Origin of the sequence: Rhodopirellula europaea 6C (assembly GCF_000338295.1) — a bacterium.
Classification (GTDB): Bacteria; Planctomycetota; Planctomycetia; order Pirellulales; family Pirellulaceae; genus Rhodopirellula; species Rhodopirellula europaea.
This window is the reverse complement of the sequence record NZ_ANMO01000157.1, coordinates 1-17302: the sequence shown is the minus strand read 5'-3', so window position 1 is coordinate 17302 and position 17302 is coordinate 1. Positions and strand designations below refer to the sequence as shown.

The window sequence follows — 17302 nt, the reverse complement described above, 5'->3', positions numbered from 1 at the left end:
TAGAGAAATCTCAGTATCAAAATTCATGCACCAATCTTTCTGCCTCCAATTTTTCTACTTTGTTTTCGTCTGCCCGGCCTTCGGTCAAGAATGGACCGGATTTCGTGGCGACGGCAGCGGGACCGTGACTGCAGACTTGCCGACACGTTGGTCGCCCGATGAGGGTATCGCTTGGCAAGCTGATATCCCCGGCTACGGGCAATCGTCCCCGGTCGTTTGGGGCGATCATGTTTACGTGACCAGCAGCGAGGGACCATGGCAACAAGACTGCCAAGTTCACGCATTCGATTTGCAGTCGGGAACCAAGCTCTGGACCACGCATGTGGAAGCGACCACGAAAGTTGAAAACTACTTTCGCAATAGTCGTGCCGCGCCGACTTGCTGCGTCGATGAATCAGGTGTTTATTCGTTCTTCGCCAGCGGTGATGTTACGGCGATGACGCATCAGGGTGATACACGCTGGAGCACACCGATCATCAAGACGTACGGCGAAGTCGACAACGAACGTGGCGTCGCCAGTTCGCTGTCACAAACCGAAACGCACTTGTTCGTTCTGGTTGACCATCATGGGCCTTCGTATCTGTTGTCGATTGACAAACACAGCGGCGACGTAGTCTGGAAAGCCGATCGCGGCGACCGAGTTCCGTCGTGGTCCTCGCCGGTGATCGCCAAGATTGGAAAGCGAAACATCGTGGTCACCAGTTCGGCCGACACCGTGGACGCCTACGACGCAGCGACTGGCGAATCACTGTGGCAGCTCGACGGTTTGCAGGGCAACCACATTCCCTCAGCATCCGTCGACGGCAGCCAGATCTTTGTAGGATCAACCACGATGTACGGCGGTGCGACCGACGAAGACGCAGTCGCGGGATCGAATTGCTGCATTGCACTGACCGAAGACGACGGCAAACTCGGCTACAGAGTACGCTGGGGAGCCGAGCGAGCGAACTCGTACTATTCAACGCCGCTCGCCTTCGCCGGATACGTTTACTATGTGAACAAGGTCGGCGTCTTGTACTGCGTCAACCAAGAAACAGGGAATCAAGTCTTCGCAAAACGCATCGGCAATCCCTGCTGGGCCTCGGCTGTTGGCGTCACGAAGCCTGATGGCGAACAACTCGTCTACTTCGTGCTGAAAAACGGTTTCACCATCGTGCTGCGACCCGGCAACGAATACGACCAAGTCGCCCGCAATCAACTCTACGATGCCAGCGCGATGATGGACGCGCGTGAGGCGGCAGAGAAACAACGCAATGCCAACACAGTGCCGGCCGATCAGGCGAAGCCAAAGTCCGGTCCTGAAAAGGTTTTCGCGGGCATGCCCGAAAGCCAACTCCATCAACTGTTTTCCTACGGCGATCCAATGGTCTACGGCGTCGCGGTCGCGAGGAACCGGTTGCTGATCCGCACCGGGCAGACTCTGTTCTGCGTGGGGCAGAACTCGAAAGAGCTAGCCAAATGAAGAAGGCGAGAAATCGTAACCCTCAATCAAGTCGCTTTAGCAGCAAGCTCATTCACGCTAGCTTAAAAACACAACGCCGAACTGGCCGCCTATCTGGCCAGTGACTACACACCCGTTTTCACTCGTTTCCAATGGAAGTAAACATCATGGCCATCTCTCACGCGAAGCCTGCGCAAGTCATCAACCTCGAGCCGCTGGGTGATAAAATTGCAAGCTCGAAAACTCATACGCTGTTCAAGACCGACACGATGGAGGCGATCCGATTGGTGTTGCCCGCCGGCAAGCAAATCGCTGAACACAAAGCGCCCGGTGAAATCACCGTCCAGTGCCTCGAAGGCCAAATAAGTTTTTCGGCCGATGGGAATTCGCACACGCTCAGCGGAGGCGAGATGCTGTACCTGGAAACCGCCGTCCCGCACGCGGTTGAAGCGATCAAAGATTCCACGGTCTTGGTCACGATTGTGTTTAGCCGATCAAAATAGCGGCATCGTTCTCTAGCGAGGTTTCTCTCATGTCTGACTCAAGAATTGCCAGTTTGCCGCCCAGTGCGACCGTCGGAGATTGGGTGGCCAACTATCCCGAGACGGCCGAAGTCTTTGACATGCTTCAAATTGACTACTGCTGCGACGGTGCCAAGCCGCTGGAGAATGCGTGTTGGGAGAATGGCCTCGAAGTCATTCGAGTTCATTCGTTGCTGAAACACACCGTTGCGCAAGCGGGGAACAATCACGAAACGGACTGGATGCATGCGTCTCTTACCAAGCTTTGTGACGAAATCGAACACACGCATCACAAATTGTTGAAGGAGACGTTGCCGTTGCTTAGCGACATGATGGCGGAAGTCGTTTCCCTTCACGGTGAGAGCCACGAATCCTTGCAAGAAGTCCAACAGCACTTCATGAACTGGCGGGACGATATCCTTGGTGCGATGGCCGAAGAAGAGCGTAGCCTTTTTCCCGCCATTCGGGAACTTGAAGCAGGCGGTAAAACTGACGCTAGCCTTCGAGCATCATTGAACAAAATGATTCACCGCATCCAATTCAATCACGAAGACATTGGAAAGGCATTGAAGAACGCACGAAGCGCGTCCGAGAATTTCAAAGCGCCCAGCGATGCGTGTCCGAAGTTCGCTCAGATGTACGGCCTGTTACGTTGGATCGAAAACGATGTTCGTCATCATGTTCATAAAGAAGAATCAATTCTGTTCCCGCGGGTGCATCAGTCGTTGAGCCATTGAAGCGATAATGTTTCACCTGACTGGAAAGACACTCTTTCAAACCATTTCGATCAAAACGTTATCGTCCTCGATTTTAACAGTGTACGAGCGGACGTTTCCGCCGCCGGGGCCGCCCAGCAACCGACCGTTGGTGACGTCAAACTCCGCTCCGTGCCACGGACAAACCGTCACGCAACCCTTGACCAAACCTTCGCTCAACGGTGCACCTTGGTGCGGACAGGCATCGTCAATCGCATAAAAGGTTCCGTCGATGTTGAAGAGTGCGATGAGCTCATCGTCAGCAATTACCATTTGTCCCGTTCCAGGCGGAACATCCGCGACACACGCGACTTTGAACCATGCCATCGGCGTTAATCCTGGCGAGTAAATTTGGCGATTTGTCTTTCCTTCGTCGTTTCAAACTCGCGCAACCGCTGGGCCAACTCCGCAACGGATGCCGCTGCTGTGCAATCCGCCATCCGATCGAGCAACTCGGTGAGTCGTTGATCCGAGGTCAGGGCACAGCCGAGCGCGTCGTGAAAGCTAGGCTCGTCACTACAGCAACAGTCTGCAGCATGAATCGCATCGCTGCTCAGTTGCGGGCCGGTGATCAAGTAGGTTGCGTGTTCTGGCTCCAGCTGCTCCATCTCACCACGAATCACCTGAGATGAACGTGTCTCCAGCTCAACCAAATGATCCAACAAGATGTCGGCTTGGGGATCGACGCTCGCACCGACAAGCTGTCGATAACGAAGGGCCCTCTGGTCGTGGTAGTCCGCCAACATGACCAGTACATCGTAAACCGTTCGAGGTTGTTTCATTGTTCCGATCTCCTTACATGGCATCGCGGGCCTGGACAGTTTAACTTGCTCGCCCTATTCTGCACCTAAAGGTATGCGTTTGGAAGCTGAGAAGGGAATTGTCGCCCGAACGCTCCGCCGATCGGAATTCAACCCGCAAACCGATTGAGCGACTACCACGCAATTGGAAACATCAATGCCGAATAAATCGTTCACAGTTCGCGTTCAGCGACAAGACCATCCTTCCAAGCCGAGTTACTGGCAATCTTTCTTGCTGAAATACGAACCCGGACTCAACATGACCGGAGTCCTGCAACGCATTTCCGCTCGCCCGGTTACAGACGCTGGCGAGAAGGTCGCGCCAGTTGCGTACGAGTCGGGATGTTTGGAGGAGGTTTGCGGTTCGTGCACCATGCGAATTAACGGCCGCGTTCGACAAGCTTGCTCTGCATTGGTGGACCGCTTGCTGGAAGACGACCCAAGCGGAATTGAATTGCGTCCGATGAGCAAGTTTCCTGTCGTGCGTGATCTGTGCGTGGATCGTTACCGAATGTTCCGCGCTCTTGAGCGGCTGGAATGCTGGATTCCCGTTGACGGCTACTACGACATGGGTGGCGGCCCCAAGCAAAGTGTCCAGCAACAGGAACAGAACTACCCGCTCAGCCAATGCATGAGTTGCGGCTGTTGCCTGGAAGCGTGCCCGCAGTATCAGCAAGTTTCGATCCAGCGACAGGACGACGAAACCGACAAAGAGTATGAGCAGCGTCGGGACGAAGAACTGGACCGTCACTTCATCGGGGCGGCTCCGATGAGCCAAGCCGTGTTGATGAACTCCAACCCGACAGGCCAGGCGATGGCGTCGCAGCGTCTCGAGTCGTTAATTGCACCAGGTGGCATTCAAAATTGCGGCAAGGCTGGGAATTGCCAAGCCGTTTGCCCCAAAACGATCCCGTTGATGGAATCATGGGGCCGCGTTAACCGTAGTGCAACTCTGCATGTGATCAAGAAGTTCTTCGATGGTTGAACCCGTACGTGGCCTCAAGCGAATTTTGTACTGGTGCGGCGCGGTGTTCTTCTTCATGCTCGCCATGATCGGTGTCGTGCTGCCCGGCATTCCAACGACACCGTTTCTGCTACTGATGTGCTATTTCCTGATCCGCGTTTCACCGTCCCTGCACGCCAAGGCGATGGCATGGCCCATCGTTGGCGGACCGCTTCGAGATTGGCGCAACCAAGGCGGCGTAAGGCCCGGCGTGAAGCGACTGGCGTACACGATGGTCATCCTGTTGGTCGGATCGACGCTGGTGTTCAGCAGCCTCTCCCTTCCCCTCAAAGCAATGATTCTCGCCGCCGCAGTCTATGGCATCTCCGTGGTCGTTCGTTTGCCCGTTGCCCAAACAGATCAGAACACGATGGACGGTAATGTTAGAACTGCACGCCTGCCGCGAGAGTGACGCCATCCAGGCCGATGGTGCTGTGGGAATCGACGGGGCCGCCTGCGTCGAGCCAAAGCTGGCATTCATAACCGGCTCGAAAGAACATTCCAGCCGATCGACCGATGGATTGGCCGTATTGAATGCGAGGCCGAATTCGGGACTGCCAAGAACTTCTCGTCGGATTGCAATTGTTCAGGACTCTCCCGAGAGGTAAACTTATTTGTACACACAAGTGTGTACATTGTGGCTTCGCTCACCGCCACTTTACTTTGCTTTCAAACTCCAGTTGACTGCCCGCATGCTTTCCAAAACCGCTGAATATGCCCTTCGCGCGGTCGCGTGCATGGGAAGCCAAGTCGATCGGCCGGTTTCGGCGAATTTGCTGGCCGAGCAAACGAAGGTGCCGCGTCGCTATCTAACGCGGGTGCTGCAAGACCTCTGCGCGTCAGGAATGGTGAGGTCGCGCCCCGGTCCAGGCGGTGGTTACGAACTAACGCACGCGACCAGCAAGTTGACGATCCTGGACGTGATCAATACCGTTGCACCCATAGCGCGAATTAAAAAGTGCCCGCTCGGGCTCAAGACTCACACTCAACTTTGTCCGTTGCACGCGGAGCTTGATCGAGCTTACGAGGCAACCGAAAAAGCATTTGCCGGAGTGACGATTCAGGACTTGGTCGAATCGGCCAGCCCCATTGTGCCACTTTGCGAGAGTGTCTCGTGATGAATCCAACAGCCAACCCTGTTGAGCAACCAATCCCTGTTCCGCAACCGATCAACGGGTACCACCGTGACGACGAGGGTCACTGGGTCGCGCAGTTGGCTTGTGGTCACAACCAACACGTTCGCCACGATCCCCCGTTGGTTCATCGTGAGTGGGTGAAGTCTGCCGCGGGTCGCGAGTCAATGATCGGCTTTGAGCTCGGGTGCAAGAAATGTGTGGAAGGTGCCCCTGCTGACGACCGGCCTATCTTGACCGAGAACGACCAATGAAACACTTCAAGGTTCTCCGGGCTTGGGCCATCATTGCGATGGCGTTGCTGATGACGATTTCGGTGATTGCCGACGAGTCGATTCGAACCAACGATCCTGAAAATGAAACAAGGATTGCACCCGCCAGCTCGGTGCTTGAAGCGCGGGCGAGAGCGAGGATGCTGCATGAGTTGGTTCGCGGCACGCTTCAAATCATGCACCGCGACTTCTTCGACGAAGACAACGCACACGCCATTCCATCGGCATCCCTCGAAGACGTCTTTCACGAGATGGGCGACAGCTACGATGTCAAAATGAAGTGGCTGACCGTGAACACCGACGTCGTCAATGTCGATCATGACCCCGAAACGCCCTTCGAGAAGGACGCGGTCAAGTTGCTTGCCGCCGGCAAGCCTTTTGCCGAAAAGAACACGGCGGACCGCTACCAGTTCGTCGGCCCGATCCGTCTCGGTTCTCAATGCCTGAAATGCCACGTCAAGCGTCGCACCAGCAATGATGATCGCACGGCCGGACTCGTCATCACCATGCCATTGGCAGGCAAGTCACCTGCGGCAGTCTCACCCGCCAATTGAATACATCGGACGCGATGGACGATCGAACGACAAATCATCCGTTCCGTGACCTCGCTTCTTGGCCATCACAGCTGCCACCATCCGGTCGGCGATCTCTTGGTCACTGCTGCCGTCTCGTAGCAGCAATCGCACGTCACCGGAGTCGCTGCCGAACAAGCAGTTTCGCAATTGCCCATCCGCCGTCAAACGAAACCGATTGCAAGTGCTGCAAAATGGCTGAGTCACCGATGCGATGATGCCGATCGTTCCAACGCCATCCTCAAAGGTGTAATCCGTCGCCGGCGAAGCGTTCGGTTCACCCTTAGAAAACAGCGGTCCGACTTGCTCGGCAAACAGATCCAGAATCTTCTGCCCACTTAGCACTCGCGAATCGTCCCAGTTCCCATCCGCGTCGAGCGGCATGAACTCGATGAACCGAATGGGAATGCTAGTCAACCGAGTGAACTCGCCAAAGGCGACGATCTGACGTTCGGTAAAGTCTTTCATCGCGATCGCGTTGACCTTCACTTTCACGCCCAGCGATCGGCAAGCGTCAATCGCATCGAGGACTCGTTGCATTCCCGGTCGGCGCGTCACTTCGGCAAACGAAGCTTCGTCCAAGGCATCCAAGCTGATGTTGACACCGCGAAGTCCCGCGGCGTGCAAATCAGGCAGCTGGTCCGCCAGCAGGATCGCGTTGGTGGTCAGCGAAACCTTTTTCACGCCAGCGACATCGCCGATCGACGCCACCAACTTATGCAACTGCGACCGCACCAACGGTTCGCCACCAGTTAATCGAACATCATCAACTCCAAGTCCCGCCGCGATACGCACGACCCGAGTGATTTCCTCGAACGTCAGAATCGAATCCCGCTCGCAATAGTCCGGCGTGTCGGCCGGCATGCAGTAGGTGCATCGCAGGTTGCAACGATCGGTCACACTGACCCGCAAACTCGTATGCTTTCGTCCAAAACGATCCACCAACACGCGACAATCGAACCTCTAACAAAACGGAAATACCTTGCGTGATTAGTATATCATTCCGCAGCAATCCGCCCCAGATGCTTGATGGCCGAAGCTACGCGAACAGGCACAATCGAGTAGGGTGAGCCAGCGGTGCGACCGCTGACTCAGCCCTCTCACAGAACCGTACGTGCGGGTCCGCATACGGCTCATGTTTACCTGTCTAAGTGACCTCGGGAAGGACTCCGGTCTCTAGAGCGGTCAGATCGAACAGGCCAAGTTCCGCCAAGTAGCCATTGCTGATGGCCAAGCTGGCGTAGGAACTACGGGACGTGCACCACGCGGACATTCGCATCGTCTGCAACTCACCACCTACGCCGACCTGCCGCAAGCGGCGGATCAGACGCTTCTGTTTCTTCCACAACAAGAGCTGTTTGGCCCGTAATCTTAACCGAATCCATCCTGCTACCTCACGATAGAGAGTTTTGCAGTTCGCCATCCGGAAGTACGCGATGAGATTTGCGTTGGTTGATCACCTCGTTCGTGCCGCCTGCGGTGAAAAACACTGCCGATCAGACGGTCCAGTCCGTCGCAAGAGTATCGAAAACGGAATTGAACTCTCGAGATGGTTCGCCAGTGAAACCGAACGGATCTACGCCACTTTGAACGTCGCGAAACTAGACGACCAACGCGAAGGTCTTGAAAACCGAAACGCCACCCGTCTTGCCGAGTGGATCAAGAGTCACGGTGGGTCAGCTACGATAAGAGACATCAACCGTGGACCTCGACGTTATCGAGGAAGCAACAAAGAGGCTCTGATTCGCGAAGACTGCAACACACTAGTCCGCGACAACCTAGCCGAATGGGAAAATTCTCGCAGCGTCAGTGAAATCGTTCTCTTGCCAACCGAATGTGATGGCGACGGTACGCAAGACTTGCCGGAGAAAACGAAGCAGGTGTCGCCGAAGTCGCCCGAAGGAAGTAAATCGAGCTCGGCTCAGGAGACACACCAACCACGGCGGAAGAAAAAGAAACGGAAGCCGCTTGAGGCCTCGAGCGTTAATCAGTCCGAGGAGAAGGCGGACAGTGCGGTAGAGAAAACCGACGGCAAGCGGCGACACACCAAAAAGAAATTGCCGAAAAGACGACCACCCCGTCGCCGGCGACCTCCAACCGAATAGGGAAGACGCACCAATAGGATGACACCGCTGAGAAACCGGAGTACCTGACAACAGCAAAGTTGACTCCAGACACTGAGCCATCACGGGCAGACTAGCGATGCAGCACAACACCTGATGGCACGAGTTGATACAGCGCAACTCACCTCACAAATCTTCACAGCAGGCTGGAGACTCGCTCTCCAGCCTGCTGTCCTCGCGAACATCTATCGACAAAAAGACGTCATGGCAACAATCATCCAAAAGCAGAACAAGACCATTGAAATCCGATTCAAGGATGCCAATGGTAAACCCCAGAGCATCTATCCAGGCAGAATCGCAAAGCGAGACGCCCAAGCGATCGGCAGCAAGATCGATCACATCGTCGGACGACAAATTGTCGGTGCGGAACCTGACCACGAAGTGGCTCAGTGGCTAGCCAAGTTGGCCGAAAACTCCGGCAAGCTGTATGCCAAGCTGGTCAAAAAAGGACTCGCCCCACCCCGGCAAGTTGCAGAACCGGAACCCGAGCCAGCGTCGGTACCAACATTGAAAGAATGGACCGCCCGGTACATTCAAGAACATCCCGGCGCAAACGGAACGATCGAACAACTTGAGATTGTTGCCCGAGGACTTTGCAAGAAGTTTGGCAATGAACGCCGTCTCGATGATATCACCCCGGGTGATGCAGAGGACTTCCGCAAATGGTTGCAAACGAAAGGCAACGAAAGAAAGAAGTACAAAACGGGACTCGCCCACAACACGGTTCCCCGCCGTATCGGTCGGTCGAAGGAGATGTTTCGCGCCGCCGTCAAACACAGGCATATCGAGGAGAACCCGTTCGCTGATGAGCTCGCTGCAACGACAGGCAACCCCTCGCGTCTTGTGAATGTGCCTGCCGATTGGATCGAAGCGTGCATACGCAAAGCCCCGTGTGAGGATTGGCGGATCATCCTGGCGTTTGCCCGGTACGCAGGGATGCGATCGCACGAAACGAGGATCCAAAAATGGGAAGACATCGACCTGGCCAACAACGTGATGATGGTGCGGAGCAACAAAAACCCGCCGGTGCGTCGTTGCCCGATCTTTCGGGAGTTACGACCGCACTTGTTGCGAGCCCGCGAAATGGCTCCCGAGGGTGCCGTGTTCGTGCAAACCCGGTACGACCACCAAGCCAACATCTTGACCACGTTGAAAAAGATCATCACCGCCGCCGGTTTGGTACCCTGGCAAAAACCGATGCAGAATCTAAGGGCGACACGGGAAACCGAATTGCTGGCCCACTTCCCGGCCAAGGATGTGACGAGCTGGCTGGGGAACTCACCCACCATCGCTCACGACCACTACGCGATGGCGACCCAAGCAAGTTTCGATCGAGCTGTCATCGAGGGCGGCAAGGTAGACCCGGCGGCGAGAGTCTTACTGCCCGACCAGAATGCCCAACCGGATGGGGCAAAAGCAAACGTCGAAACGGCACCACAAAAAACACCACCGAATCCACCACCGACGGTGCAGGACAAGGGCAGACAAACCACGCCAACGAAAAAAGCCGATGCGAAAAAACCCCTGAATAACTGGGTTTGTCTCGCATCGGCTCTTGGTGACTTATCTTTAAGCTACCCCGCTAGGACTCGAACCTAGAATGGCTGGACCAAAACCAGCTGTGTTGCCAATTACACCACGGGGTAGTGGGTGCGACTGAGCGGGAAGTTTAGCACGCGTTGCTTGGTTGCTAAAGAGGAGTCTGGCCGATTCCAGCGGGTTCGCTGCGGAATTTTTTTCGGCCGTTCGAACGCACCGATTTTGCCGAGTTTCTCTTGAATTCCACCCGCGTTTTCGCCCGCTCAGAACGCATGGAAGACTCCAAATGTGATCCCGTGTGCCAACAAATCGTTGTACGTTCCGGTGGCATTCGGTCGGCGACTGCCCTCGAATCCACCGATCGTCAGATCACTTTGGTTCAGCAATGGGTCAATCTGCTCAGCAGCCCGCAGCACGCGGCTGAGATACAAGAACTGGTATCCGATCGTCACGTCCCAGTCATTCCAAAAGTGCCGAGTCACCGACAACTGAATCTCGGGGGCCACAGACAACTCGTCGAATTCTCGCACCCCTGAATTGGTGGATCGAACCAGCAACCCTGTGTTCGATCGGCTGGTGATGACACCGCCACCAGCCTGTGGTTCGGTGCTGACCGACGCTCCCGATGCCGCCACGCTGCTGTGCGTCACGCCGATTCCCAATTGCACGGCCGTGTTGAACGACCAAACGGGACCCGACGTTGTTGAACGAATTCCCATCGTCGCACCATGGAAACGGTTTTCGACCGAAAAATCATCGGTCTGTTCCAACAACGAACCTGCCTGCATGCCTCCGCCGTCGACGAGTGCCCGGCGTTCATCATGGATGGTCAACCGGTCATCGAGTTGCAGGAATCGGTAGCCGACAAACGATTCCATTTGCCGCCCACGTTGGTTGATCAACAGAGCTCGCACCAATGCGTCGGCCCCGCCAAACTCGGTCGATGAGTCAACGGAAATGCTGCCCCGCAAATCGTTGTTGAATTGAATCAAGTCTGCGGCTTCGCCATTGTCGGTGCCACCGGGTGTGACGTCGACAAAGGGACGAGCCAAGATGGAATACTGCGAACCGTCCGCGAAAAATCGGCTGGAGATGTCTTCCGAGAAAAGGATCGATCCGGAAATTGCGAGGCCCGTGTCGCCGAGATAGCGACCGACTTCAAAACGTCCGGCGGAGCGTCCATCGTCATTTAGCATTCCGCCATACAACGTCTGAGTTCCAACTTGTCCGATTTCACCCGCGTCGTCCCGAGCCGTTCCGGCGCGACCGGTGGTCACCAAGGACGGTGCATTTTGCCCGTCGACAAAGAGATGCATGTAGTCCGCACGGATCCAAAGATCGTGCAGCGGATCCGACAGGGCATAGGCGAGAACTCGAATGCGGGCGTCAATTCGTTCGTCACAGGCACCCACGCAGTTGCCACCGCATTCATCGCAGGCGGACGCCTGCCCGTGAGAGCCGCCTTCCATCAAAATGCTTTCGCCTTCGATGTAAGTCTCGCCCATTTCGCCAACATAGTTTCCTTGATCATCCATCCACTCGCCATCCACGACGACTCCATCGACCATTTCACCGTCGACCGAGTGTGGTACGAAACGATTCATCGGAGCTTGCGCCGTTCGCGCGGGAACCGACAATGTTCCGGGTAGTGGCTGGCCGACTCGCACCGGGGCAGGTTGTGAGCCGTAGTAGTATTCGCCTTCTTGCAGTTCGCTGCTGATCGGGTTCCCGTCCGCATCTAAAATTTCGACGCTGGTCACTTCACCCGGTGTTTCAAAGTGCGGTAACCCATCGGTGCCGGGGACGACAACGCGACCGTCGGCGGGCAGCTTCACGCGAGAAGATCGAACACCACCTGCGTCGATGTGCTGGACCTGAGCCACGGTCAGATTGCCGTCGTCTTCGTGCGAATCGTCAAACGCGGCGTACTTGGGTTTGGTCAGCTGACGCTTCACGGGAATCCGTCGCGGCGAGTTGGACTTTGATGCAGAGCCCTCTGTCGACTTGGTTGGCGGTGATGTTTGCTGAGGCGGATCGACCTTACCTTTGATCTCCGCTTCCGACTTCATTCCGAATTGAATGGGAAACGGAAAGAAATTGGACTTCGATTTCTCAGCGGCTTCTTGAGCCACACAGATGCTCGATGACATCGCGAAAGGGATGACCATGCATGCGCACAGCCACATGCTTGCGGGTCCAAATCGTCGTCGAATCGTGTTGTCGTTCATGTGCTATCCGGCCTTCCGAGGCTCCGAGCGGAACCGTGAATTGCGAAGCGATTGCGGAGCGTCAGCGGCAATCGCTGGTGCGTCGGCTTTCGGGGTAGCAAACTTGAGCCGAAAAGATCAAGTCGGAAAGAAAATCGCGTGCGTGAGTTTCACGCGAGATCGTTGAAATCGACGTGGTGGACGAGGCCATGGAGCCCTGAGCACGATGAGTGCAGTGACAGGGCACACGAATTTTAAGCAGGGCACTCGTTTCCGCGTCCACCAACGGATTGGTGATGCTAGGGACGAAGCAGGCGGTCGCGGACTTCTCCGGGCGGCAACAAGTCCAACACTTCCTTTTGGTCCGCGGAGGCTTCTTGGTAGGCCTGTTGCAAAGTTTTCAATTCGGCATCCGGACGACCACGACGTCGCAAGGCTTCCTCAGCCCAGTCACGGATCACCATTGATCGGAACCACGCGTTAGCCGAAACAGTCCGCAGTAACTCCAAGTCATCCTGTGGCAACATGATTTCAATTTTGTGCAACTCGCTCAGCGACAACGGAGGCGATTCAGGACCGCGACGTTTGTCTCGCGAGCTATGACGTCGACGCGAATCACCGATGATCGAATGTGCGATGAAGTGATAGGCAGTTGCTTTATCCGTCTCGCCGCGACCGTAGCGACGGAACCATTCCATCATTCGCATTGCCGCGGGCTCTTCGTCTTCGACACGTTGCTCGACAATTTGACGCATGGTGAAAGCGATCCGCTCGATCGTTTCATCGCTCAGTCCCTTTGCGGTCACCCGCCCGATGACGTTCATCGTTTCATGCACACCTTCTTCGATTGCTAGCTGGCGAGCTTCACCGGTCTGGCTTTCGATCGACGCGAGCGTGTCACGACTGAGCTGTTCTTTCCAACGCGAGTAGGCCCGCATGGTTGCCAACAATTTTTGCGAGTCCTCCGCTTCCGCCACGCGTTTGGCACGTTTTCGAGTGATTTCGCGTGCTTGCGGCGATAGGTTATTGAACGTGTCCCAGCGACGGTAAGCGGTCGCACGCTGCTCACCATCGAGTCCGGATATGGCCTCGAGCAATTCATCGGTCCCACCGTATTGGTCGACCAAACGCTCCAAGTCTTCCGTCGCCGATCGACTGGCGAGAGTCATCCAAAGCGGCGACTGCTCAAGTTCTCGAATCAGATTCAAATCGTCAGTGCTAGCGTAAGCCTGATGATCGATCGCGATTGGAAGGTCGGCGAGTTGTTGCTCACGCGACATCGCTTGCCAACGCCAGGTCACCAACGAAGAGACAATCAATGCAAGGACACCGAAAACGGCGATGCGGCGCATCCATTTTCGTCTGCGTTGCTGGGGCAGGGCATCCAAACTGACGCTTCCATTGACAGATCCGACTGGTTCCGTCCCCATCGAGGCTCGCGTGAGATCGCGAACCACCATTTCCAACGTCGTTTGAACAGAGCGTTCGTCGGCGACGGGCGTTGGAAGCACGTCCAACATGTCCCATCCTCGTTGGAGCCCCTGCAACCGCAGACGCAGCGACTCCTCGTTGATCAACCGATCTTCGAGTTCGGCACGTTCTTTCCCCGAGAGTTCGCCGTCTAGGTATGCCACCAATTGCTCGTCTTCACGGTCCACTGGTATCTCACGCAGTGTCACGTCATTGGGATCAAAGCCTTGATCGGATCGCGTTTGGTTTTTGGTTGGGATTTCCATCGAAAGGGTTTTCTCACCCGAATCTTGACCGGTGTCGTTGGAATTTGAATGGGAGGATTCGGCTTGGTGATCGAGCGAACGTTTTGGATCGTTCATGATGGATCCTCCTCGAAGGCTTCACCGGTGAGCTGCTTCGACTTGTCATCCATGTTGATTGATGGCAGCGACATCGCTGGGTCAAACGTTCCGCCGAGTTGTCCGGACTCGATGTACGGCGTCAAAGCTTCTTTCAAACTCACACGAGCACGACTGAGCAGTGACTTCACTGCCTTCGTGCTCAGGCCCATCGTTTCCGCGATTTCGACGTAGCTCATGTTTTCAAACCGAGACAGGATCAACGCCATTCGCTGTCGCTCGTTGAGCGACGCCACCGCCGAACGAACGATGGCCGCTCGTTCGTCGCCTTCGACTTGGCGAGTTGGCATCAAACCGCTGCTATCAACCGCGGTCACCGCCAAGAAAGAAGCATCGTCGGAATCACCCGCACCAACTTGCGAATCAACTTCGCTGGTCTCATGCCTTCGCGACGCGGTCCGTTTCGAGTTGCGAGCAACGTTGCCGGCGATTGTGAACAACCAAGTCGAGAACTTGGCACCGGGCGTGTAACTTTGGCGAGCCCGATAGACACGCAAAAATGTTTCTTGGGCCAAATCCTCAGCCAATCCTCCACGTGGTGCCAGGTGTTGCATCAATCGAACCAATCTTGCTTGGTAGCGACGAACCAATTCCTCAAACGCGCCCGCATCGTCCTCTTTCACGCGCAGCATCAACCGCACGTCGGGATCAGATTGCGTGTAACGCAAGACGGTGGATTGGGTCGGCGATGTCAGGGCACTGAAGGGGTAGGAAAAAGGGCAGGATGAATCAGCAAGACAAAGATGTGTTCTGGTTCGGCGGGAAACGAATCTTCAGCAGAACGGGCATGATCGCAATTCTTTGATCAAGCAGATTTGCCGACTGCGGGATTGAACGAATCAGCCACCGCCCGCGGCGACATGTTGCAAGATGCCATAAATCTCGATCACGTTGTCGTTTGCGTCGAAGACCGGGTTCCCTCGCGTAAACAGCTTTCGATATTTGCCTTGGTCATCACGATAGCGGAACTTCAACTGATACGAAGTCCCTTGTGTCACGCTGCGTTCAATGGCCCCCTGAAGCGATTCGCGATCGTCGGGATGAATCGACAATACAAAATCGTTGTAATCCGGCGCCCCGCGACGCATGTCTCGCCCGGTCAATCGAAACGCTTCTTCAGACCAATGAATCACTTGCGTTTGCAAGGTGAACGACCAACTACCTAACCCCGCCAAACGCTGAAGGTCTCGCAATCGCCGGCGGGAATATTCCAATTCGTGCTCTGCGGTCTTGCGAGCGGAGATGTCACGAACGGTCGACAACAGCATTTCTTCACCGGCCAACTGAACCGTCCGCGAACTAATCAAAACGTCAATCAAACCTTTGACTTCGTTCCGATTCACCGGCTGATCATCACAGATCGGGTTTTCCAGTTTGGTTTGCTTCGGGACGAACTGGGTTTCGAAATTATCGATCTGACCTTCGCGGGCTAGCTGGTCGATGAACTTTTCTCGGGCTTTCGGGCATGCCCAAATGGTCAGTGAGGTCATCTTCTGGCCGACCACTTCTTCCTTTTCGTAACCGAGCAATTCCAAGCAGGCCGTGTTGGCTTCCATCACCACGCCATCAGACCACCGAATCAGCAGACCGGCATCCGGCGAATGCGTGAACAACGTGGAGTATTTCGCCTGACTCTCACGAACCCGTTCCCGACGATCGCGTTGCTTACGAACCCGGGCCGCTGCTTCGCTGTCGGATTGCCCCGCAGACTCGTACAGAACCAACGCCAAATCCAAGTCCCCTTGCGCGGTGGCGGTGCGTGCGAATTCCAACTGAGTGCTGCGGAGAGTGTCAATCGCACGACGGTTGTCCGGCCAAATCTCAATGGCTTCGCGAAGCAGAGCATCGACGGCCGCGAAACGCTCGTAGCGATCAGCCCGCAACCCGGACGATGACTTTTCCTTCTTGGTTTCCTCGACGGCATCCAGTTCGTCAAGTTCAGCTAGACGACGCTTTGCCCGACGCACCAACCGATCACTCGCTTCGTGCGACCGGTGACCTTCAATCGCTTCGATCAGCGCTTCAACCGAAGTGAACCGATCCATTGGTTCAGTTGCCATCGCTTTGAGAGCAATCTGAATCAATTCCAATTCGGTGTCGCCGAGGTTTTCTGGAATGGGCTCGATTTTGTTGTTCGCCGCCGCTCGAATGCAAGCAAGCAAACTCTTGCCGTGGTGCGGTGGGAAACCCGTGACGACACGAAACAGAATCGCACCGAGAAGATAGATGTCGGTGGCGTAGGTGATGCCGAACAAATCACCCGCTGCCAATTCCGGTGCCATGTAGGCGGGCGTGCCACCAATCGCGTGATGCGAATCGGTGCTGGCCACCGCGGACGACGGCGTCAAAGAAGATTTGCTGAGAGCCAACCCCCAGTCGGCCACCAAGACTTCGCCGAAGCGACCGAGCATCACGTTCTCGGGCTTCAAATCGCGATGGACGAGTCCTCGCGAATGGGCGTAACGAATCGCATCGGCAACTCGCAGCAAAATATTGAGGTTTTTTTCCAAAGAAAGCGTATCAATTTGCTGCTCCCAACTCGCTCCATCGACACGCTTCATCGAATAGAAGAGCTGACCTTCGTCATCGATGCAAAGATCATGCAGCGCGATCACGTTGGGGTGATCCAGCGCACCGATCACCCGGGCCTCCGCCAAGAACCGCCCCCGCGACGACGCATCGGCCGCGAGCTCACGTCGGAGCACCTTGATTGCAACCTCACGATCAATGGCACGCTGGTGAGCTTGATAGACGATCCCGGTGCCACCACTACCCAGCGTTCCGATCAATCGGTACTCGACATCCTTCAGCGACACGCAGTCGGCCTTGGTTGGGTCCGAGCTCAACATCGCAATCCGACGAGGCGGCAAGAAGCCTTCGCACTTCGCCAGCGCTGATTGACCATCCGTGGGATTGCCCGTCAATGGATTGCCATCCGTTCGCGGAGCACCATCTTCGGCCCCGACGCTGCTGGGGGCCTCGATCGTCTGGGACAACTCCTCATTGGAATCGCCTGGGCTGGCCGCCCGCGGTGAAGTCAGAATGTGTGGATTCTGAGCCCAGCT

General features: G+C 55.8%; 18 protein-coding genes, 1 tRNA gene and 1 pseudogene. 10 read left to right on the top strand and 10 right to left on the bottom strand.

The window, feature by feature from the left end; all coding sequences use genetic code 11:
• Positions 1-25: 25 nt before the first annotated feature.
• The 3 genes from RE6C_RS16660 (at position 26) to RE6C_RS16650 (ending at position 2699) form a co-directional block, all read left to right on the top strand.
• Positions 26-1462 (top strand): outer membrane protein assembly factor BamB family protein, encoded by a 1437-nt coding sequence (locus RE6C_RS16660; protein WP_008658333.1) that lies wholly within the window; start codon positions 26-28, stop codon positions 1460-1462.
• Between the two features lie 146 nt (positions 1463-1608).
• A complete protein-coding gene (locus RE6C_RS16655; RefSeq protein WP_008658330.1) occupies positions 1609-1944 on the top strand; it encodes a cupin domain-containing protein in 336 nt (111 codons plus the stop codon).
• 29 nt (positions 1945-1973) lie between these two features.
• Positions 1974-2699 carry a DUF542 domain-containing protein gene (locus tag RE6C_RS16650; RefSeq protein ID WP_008658328.1) on the top strand — a complete coding sequence of 242 codons (726 nt, stop codon included), beginning with the start codon at positions 1974-1976 and terminating at the stop codon, positions 2697-2699.
• Positions 2700-2735: 36 nt separating this feature from the next.
• Here the strand turns inward: RE6C_RS16650 and RE6C_RS16645 are convergent, their stop codons facing one another.
• Entirely contained in the window at positions 2736-3044 is a 309-nt protein-coding gene (locus tag RE6C_RS16645) for a Rieske (2Fe-2S) protein (RefSeq protein ID WP_008658327.1), read from the bottom strand.
• A gap of 5 nt (positions 3045-3049) precedes the next feature.
• Positions 3050-3499 carry a hypothetical protein gene (locus RE6C_RS16640; protein ID WP_008658326.1) on the bottom strand — a complete coding sequence of 150 codons (450 nt, stop codon included), beginning with the start codon at positions 3497-3499 and terminating at the stop codon, positions 3050-3052.
• Between the two features lie 175 nt (positions 3500-3674).
• Here RE6C_RS16640 and sdhB point away from each other — a divergent pair, with 175 nt between their 5' ends.
• The 5 genes from sdhB (at position 3675) to RE6C_RS16615 (ending at position 6479) form a co-directional block, all read left to right on the top strand.
• Positions 3675-4502, top strand: a complete 828-nt coding sequence (gene sdhB, locus RE6C_RS16635) for a succinate dehydrogenase iron-sulfur subunit (protein ID WP_008658325.1) — start codon at positions 3675-3677, stop codon at positions 4500-4502.
• Complete coding sequence (locus tag RE6C_RS16630) at positions 4495-4932, top strand: YbaN family protein (RefSeq protein WP_052034989.1); 438 nt, start codon at positions 4495-4497, stop codon at positions 4930-4932. Before sdhB ends, RE6C_RS16630 begins: the two co-directional genes overlap by 8 nt.
• Before the next feature lie 280 nt (positions 4933-5212).
• Entirely contained in the window at positions 5213-5638 is a 426-nt protein-coding gene (locus tag RE6C_RS16625; RefSeq protein ID WP_008658322.1) for an RrF2 family transcriptional regulator, read from the top strand.
• Positions 5638-5907 carry a DUF3565 domain-containing protein gene (locus RE6C_RS16620; protein WP_008658321.1) on the top strand — a complete coding sequence of 90 codons (270 nt, stop codon included), beginning with the start codon at positions 5638-5640 and terminating at the stop codon, positions 5905-5907. The genes RE6C_RS16625 and RE6C_RS16620 overlap by 1 nt, the downstream gene beginning before the upstream one ends.
• On the top strand, positions 5904-6479 hold the full coding sequence (locus RE6C_RS16615) for a c-type heme family protein (protein WP_008658320.1): 576 nt from the start codon (positions 5904-5906) through the stop codon (positions 6477-6479). The genes RE6C_RS16620 and RE6C_RS16615 overlap by 4 nt, the downstream gene beginning before the upstream one ends.
• Here RE6C_RS16615 and moaA read toward each other — a convergent pair.
• From moaA to RE6C_RS33585, 3 genes and pseudogenes are all read right to left on the bottom strand, one after another.
• Positions 6465-7445, bottom strand: a complete 981-nt coding sequence (gene moaA / locus RE6C_RS16610; protein ID WP_008658318.1) for a GTP 3',8-cyclase MoaA — start codon at positions 7443-7445, stop codon at positions 6465-6467. The two genes, RE6C_RS16615 and moaA, sit on opposite strands and share 15 nt — an antisense overlap.
• Positions 7446-7644: 199 nt before the next feature.
• On the bottom strand, positions 7645-7848 hold the full coding sequence (locus RE6C_RS16605) for a hypothetical protein (RefSeq protein WP_008670985.1): 204 nt from the start codon (positions 7846-7848) through the stop codon (positions 7645-7647).
• A gap of 18 nt (positions 7849-7866) precedes the next feature.
• Positions 7867-7920, bottom strand: a pseudogene (locus tag RE6C_RS33585) (hypothetical protein); the annotation flags it as partial.
• Between the two features lie 13 nt (positions 7921-7933).
• Between RE6C_RS33585 and RE6C_RS16600 the strand changes: the two are divergent.
• Together RE6C_RS16600 and RE6C_RS30540 are read left to right on the top strand one after the other, a co-directional pair.
• Positions 7934-8602, top strand: a complete 669-nt coding sequence (locus tag RE6C_RS16600; RefSeq protein WP_236618278.1) for a hypothetical protein — start codon at positions 7934-7936, stop codon at positions 8600-8602.
• A gap of 222 nt (positions 8603-8824) precedes the next feature.
• Positions 8825-10219 carry a tyrosine-type recombinase/integrase gene (locus tag RE6C_RS30540; protein ID WP_008658313.1) on the top strand — a complete coding sequence of 465 codons (1395 nt, stop codon included), beginning with the start codon at positions 8825-8827 and terminating at the stop codon, positions 10217-10219.
• On the opposite strand, the gene RE6C_RS16580 is transcribed toward RE6C_RS30540, so the two are convergent.
• From RE6C_RS16580 to RE6C_RS16555, 5 genes are all read right to left on the bottom strand, one after another.
• Positions 10195-10266: transfer RNA gene (locus RE6C_RS16580), tRNA-Gln, on the bottom strand. The genes RE6C_RS30540 and RE6C_RS16580 overlap by 25 nt on opposite strands.
• Before the next feature lie 156 nt (positions 10267-10422).
• Complete coding sequence (locus RE6C_RS16575) at positions 10423-12345, bottom strand: BBP7 family outer membrane beta-barrel protein (protein ID WP_236618277.1); 1923 nt, start codon at positions 12343-12345, stop codon at positions 10423-10425.
• A 320-nt stretch (positions 12346-12665) separates the two neighbouring features.
• Positions 12666-14198 (bottom strand): anti-sigma factor family protein, encoded by a 1533-nt coding sequence (locus RE6C_RS16565; RefSeq protein ID WP_008658310.1) that lies wholly within the window; start codon positions 14196-14198, stop codon positions 12666-12668.
• The gene (locus RE6C_RS16560) at positions 14195-14905 is read right to left on the bottom strand and encodes an RNA polymerase sigma factor (protein ID WP_008658308.1); all 711 of its coding nucleotides are present in this window, start codon (positions 14903-14905) and stop codon (positions 14195-14197) included. The genes RE6C_RS16565 and RE6C_RS16560 overlap by 4 nt, the downstream gene beginning before the upstream one ends.
• 171 nt (positions 14906-15076) lie before the next feature.
• A partial coding sequence (locus tag RE6C_RS16555) for a protein kinase domain-containing protein (protein ID WP_052034988.1) occupies positions 15077-17302 on the bottom strand: 2226 nt, incomplete at its 5' end.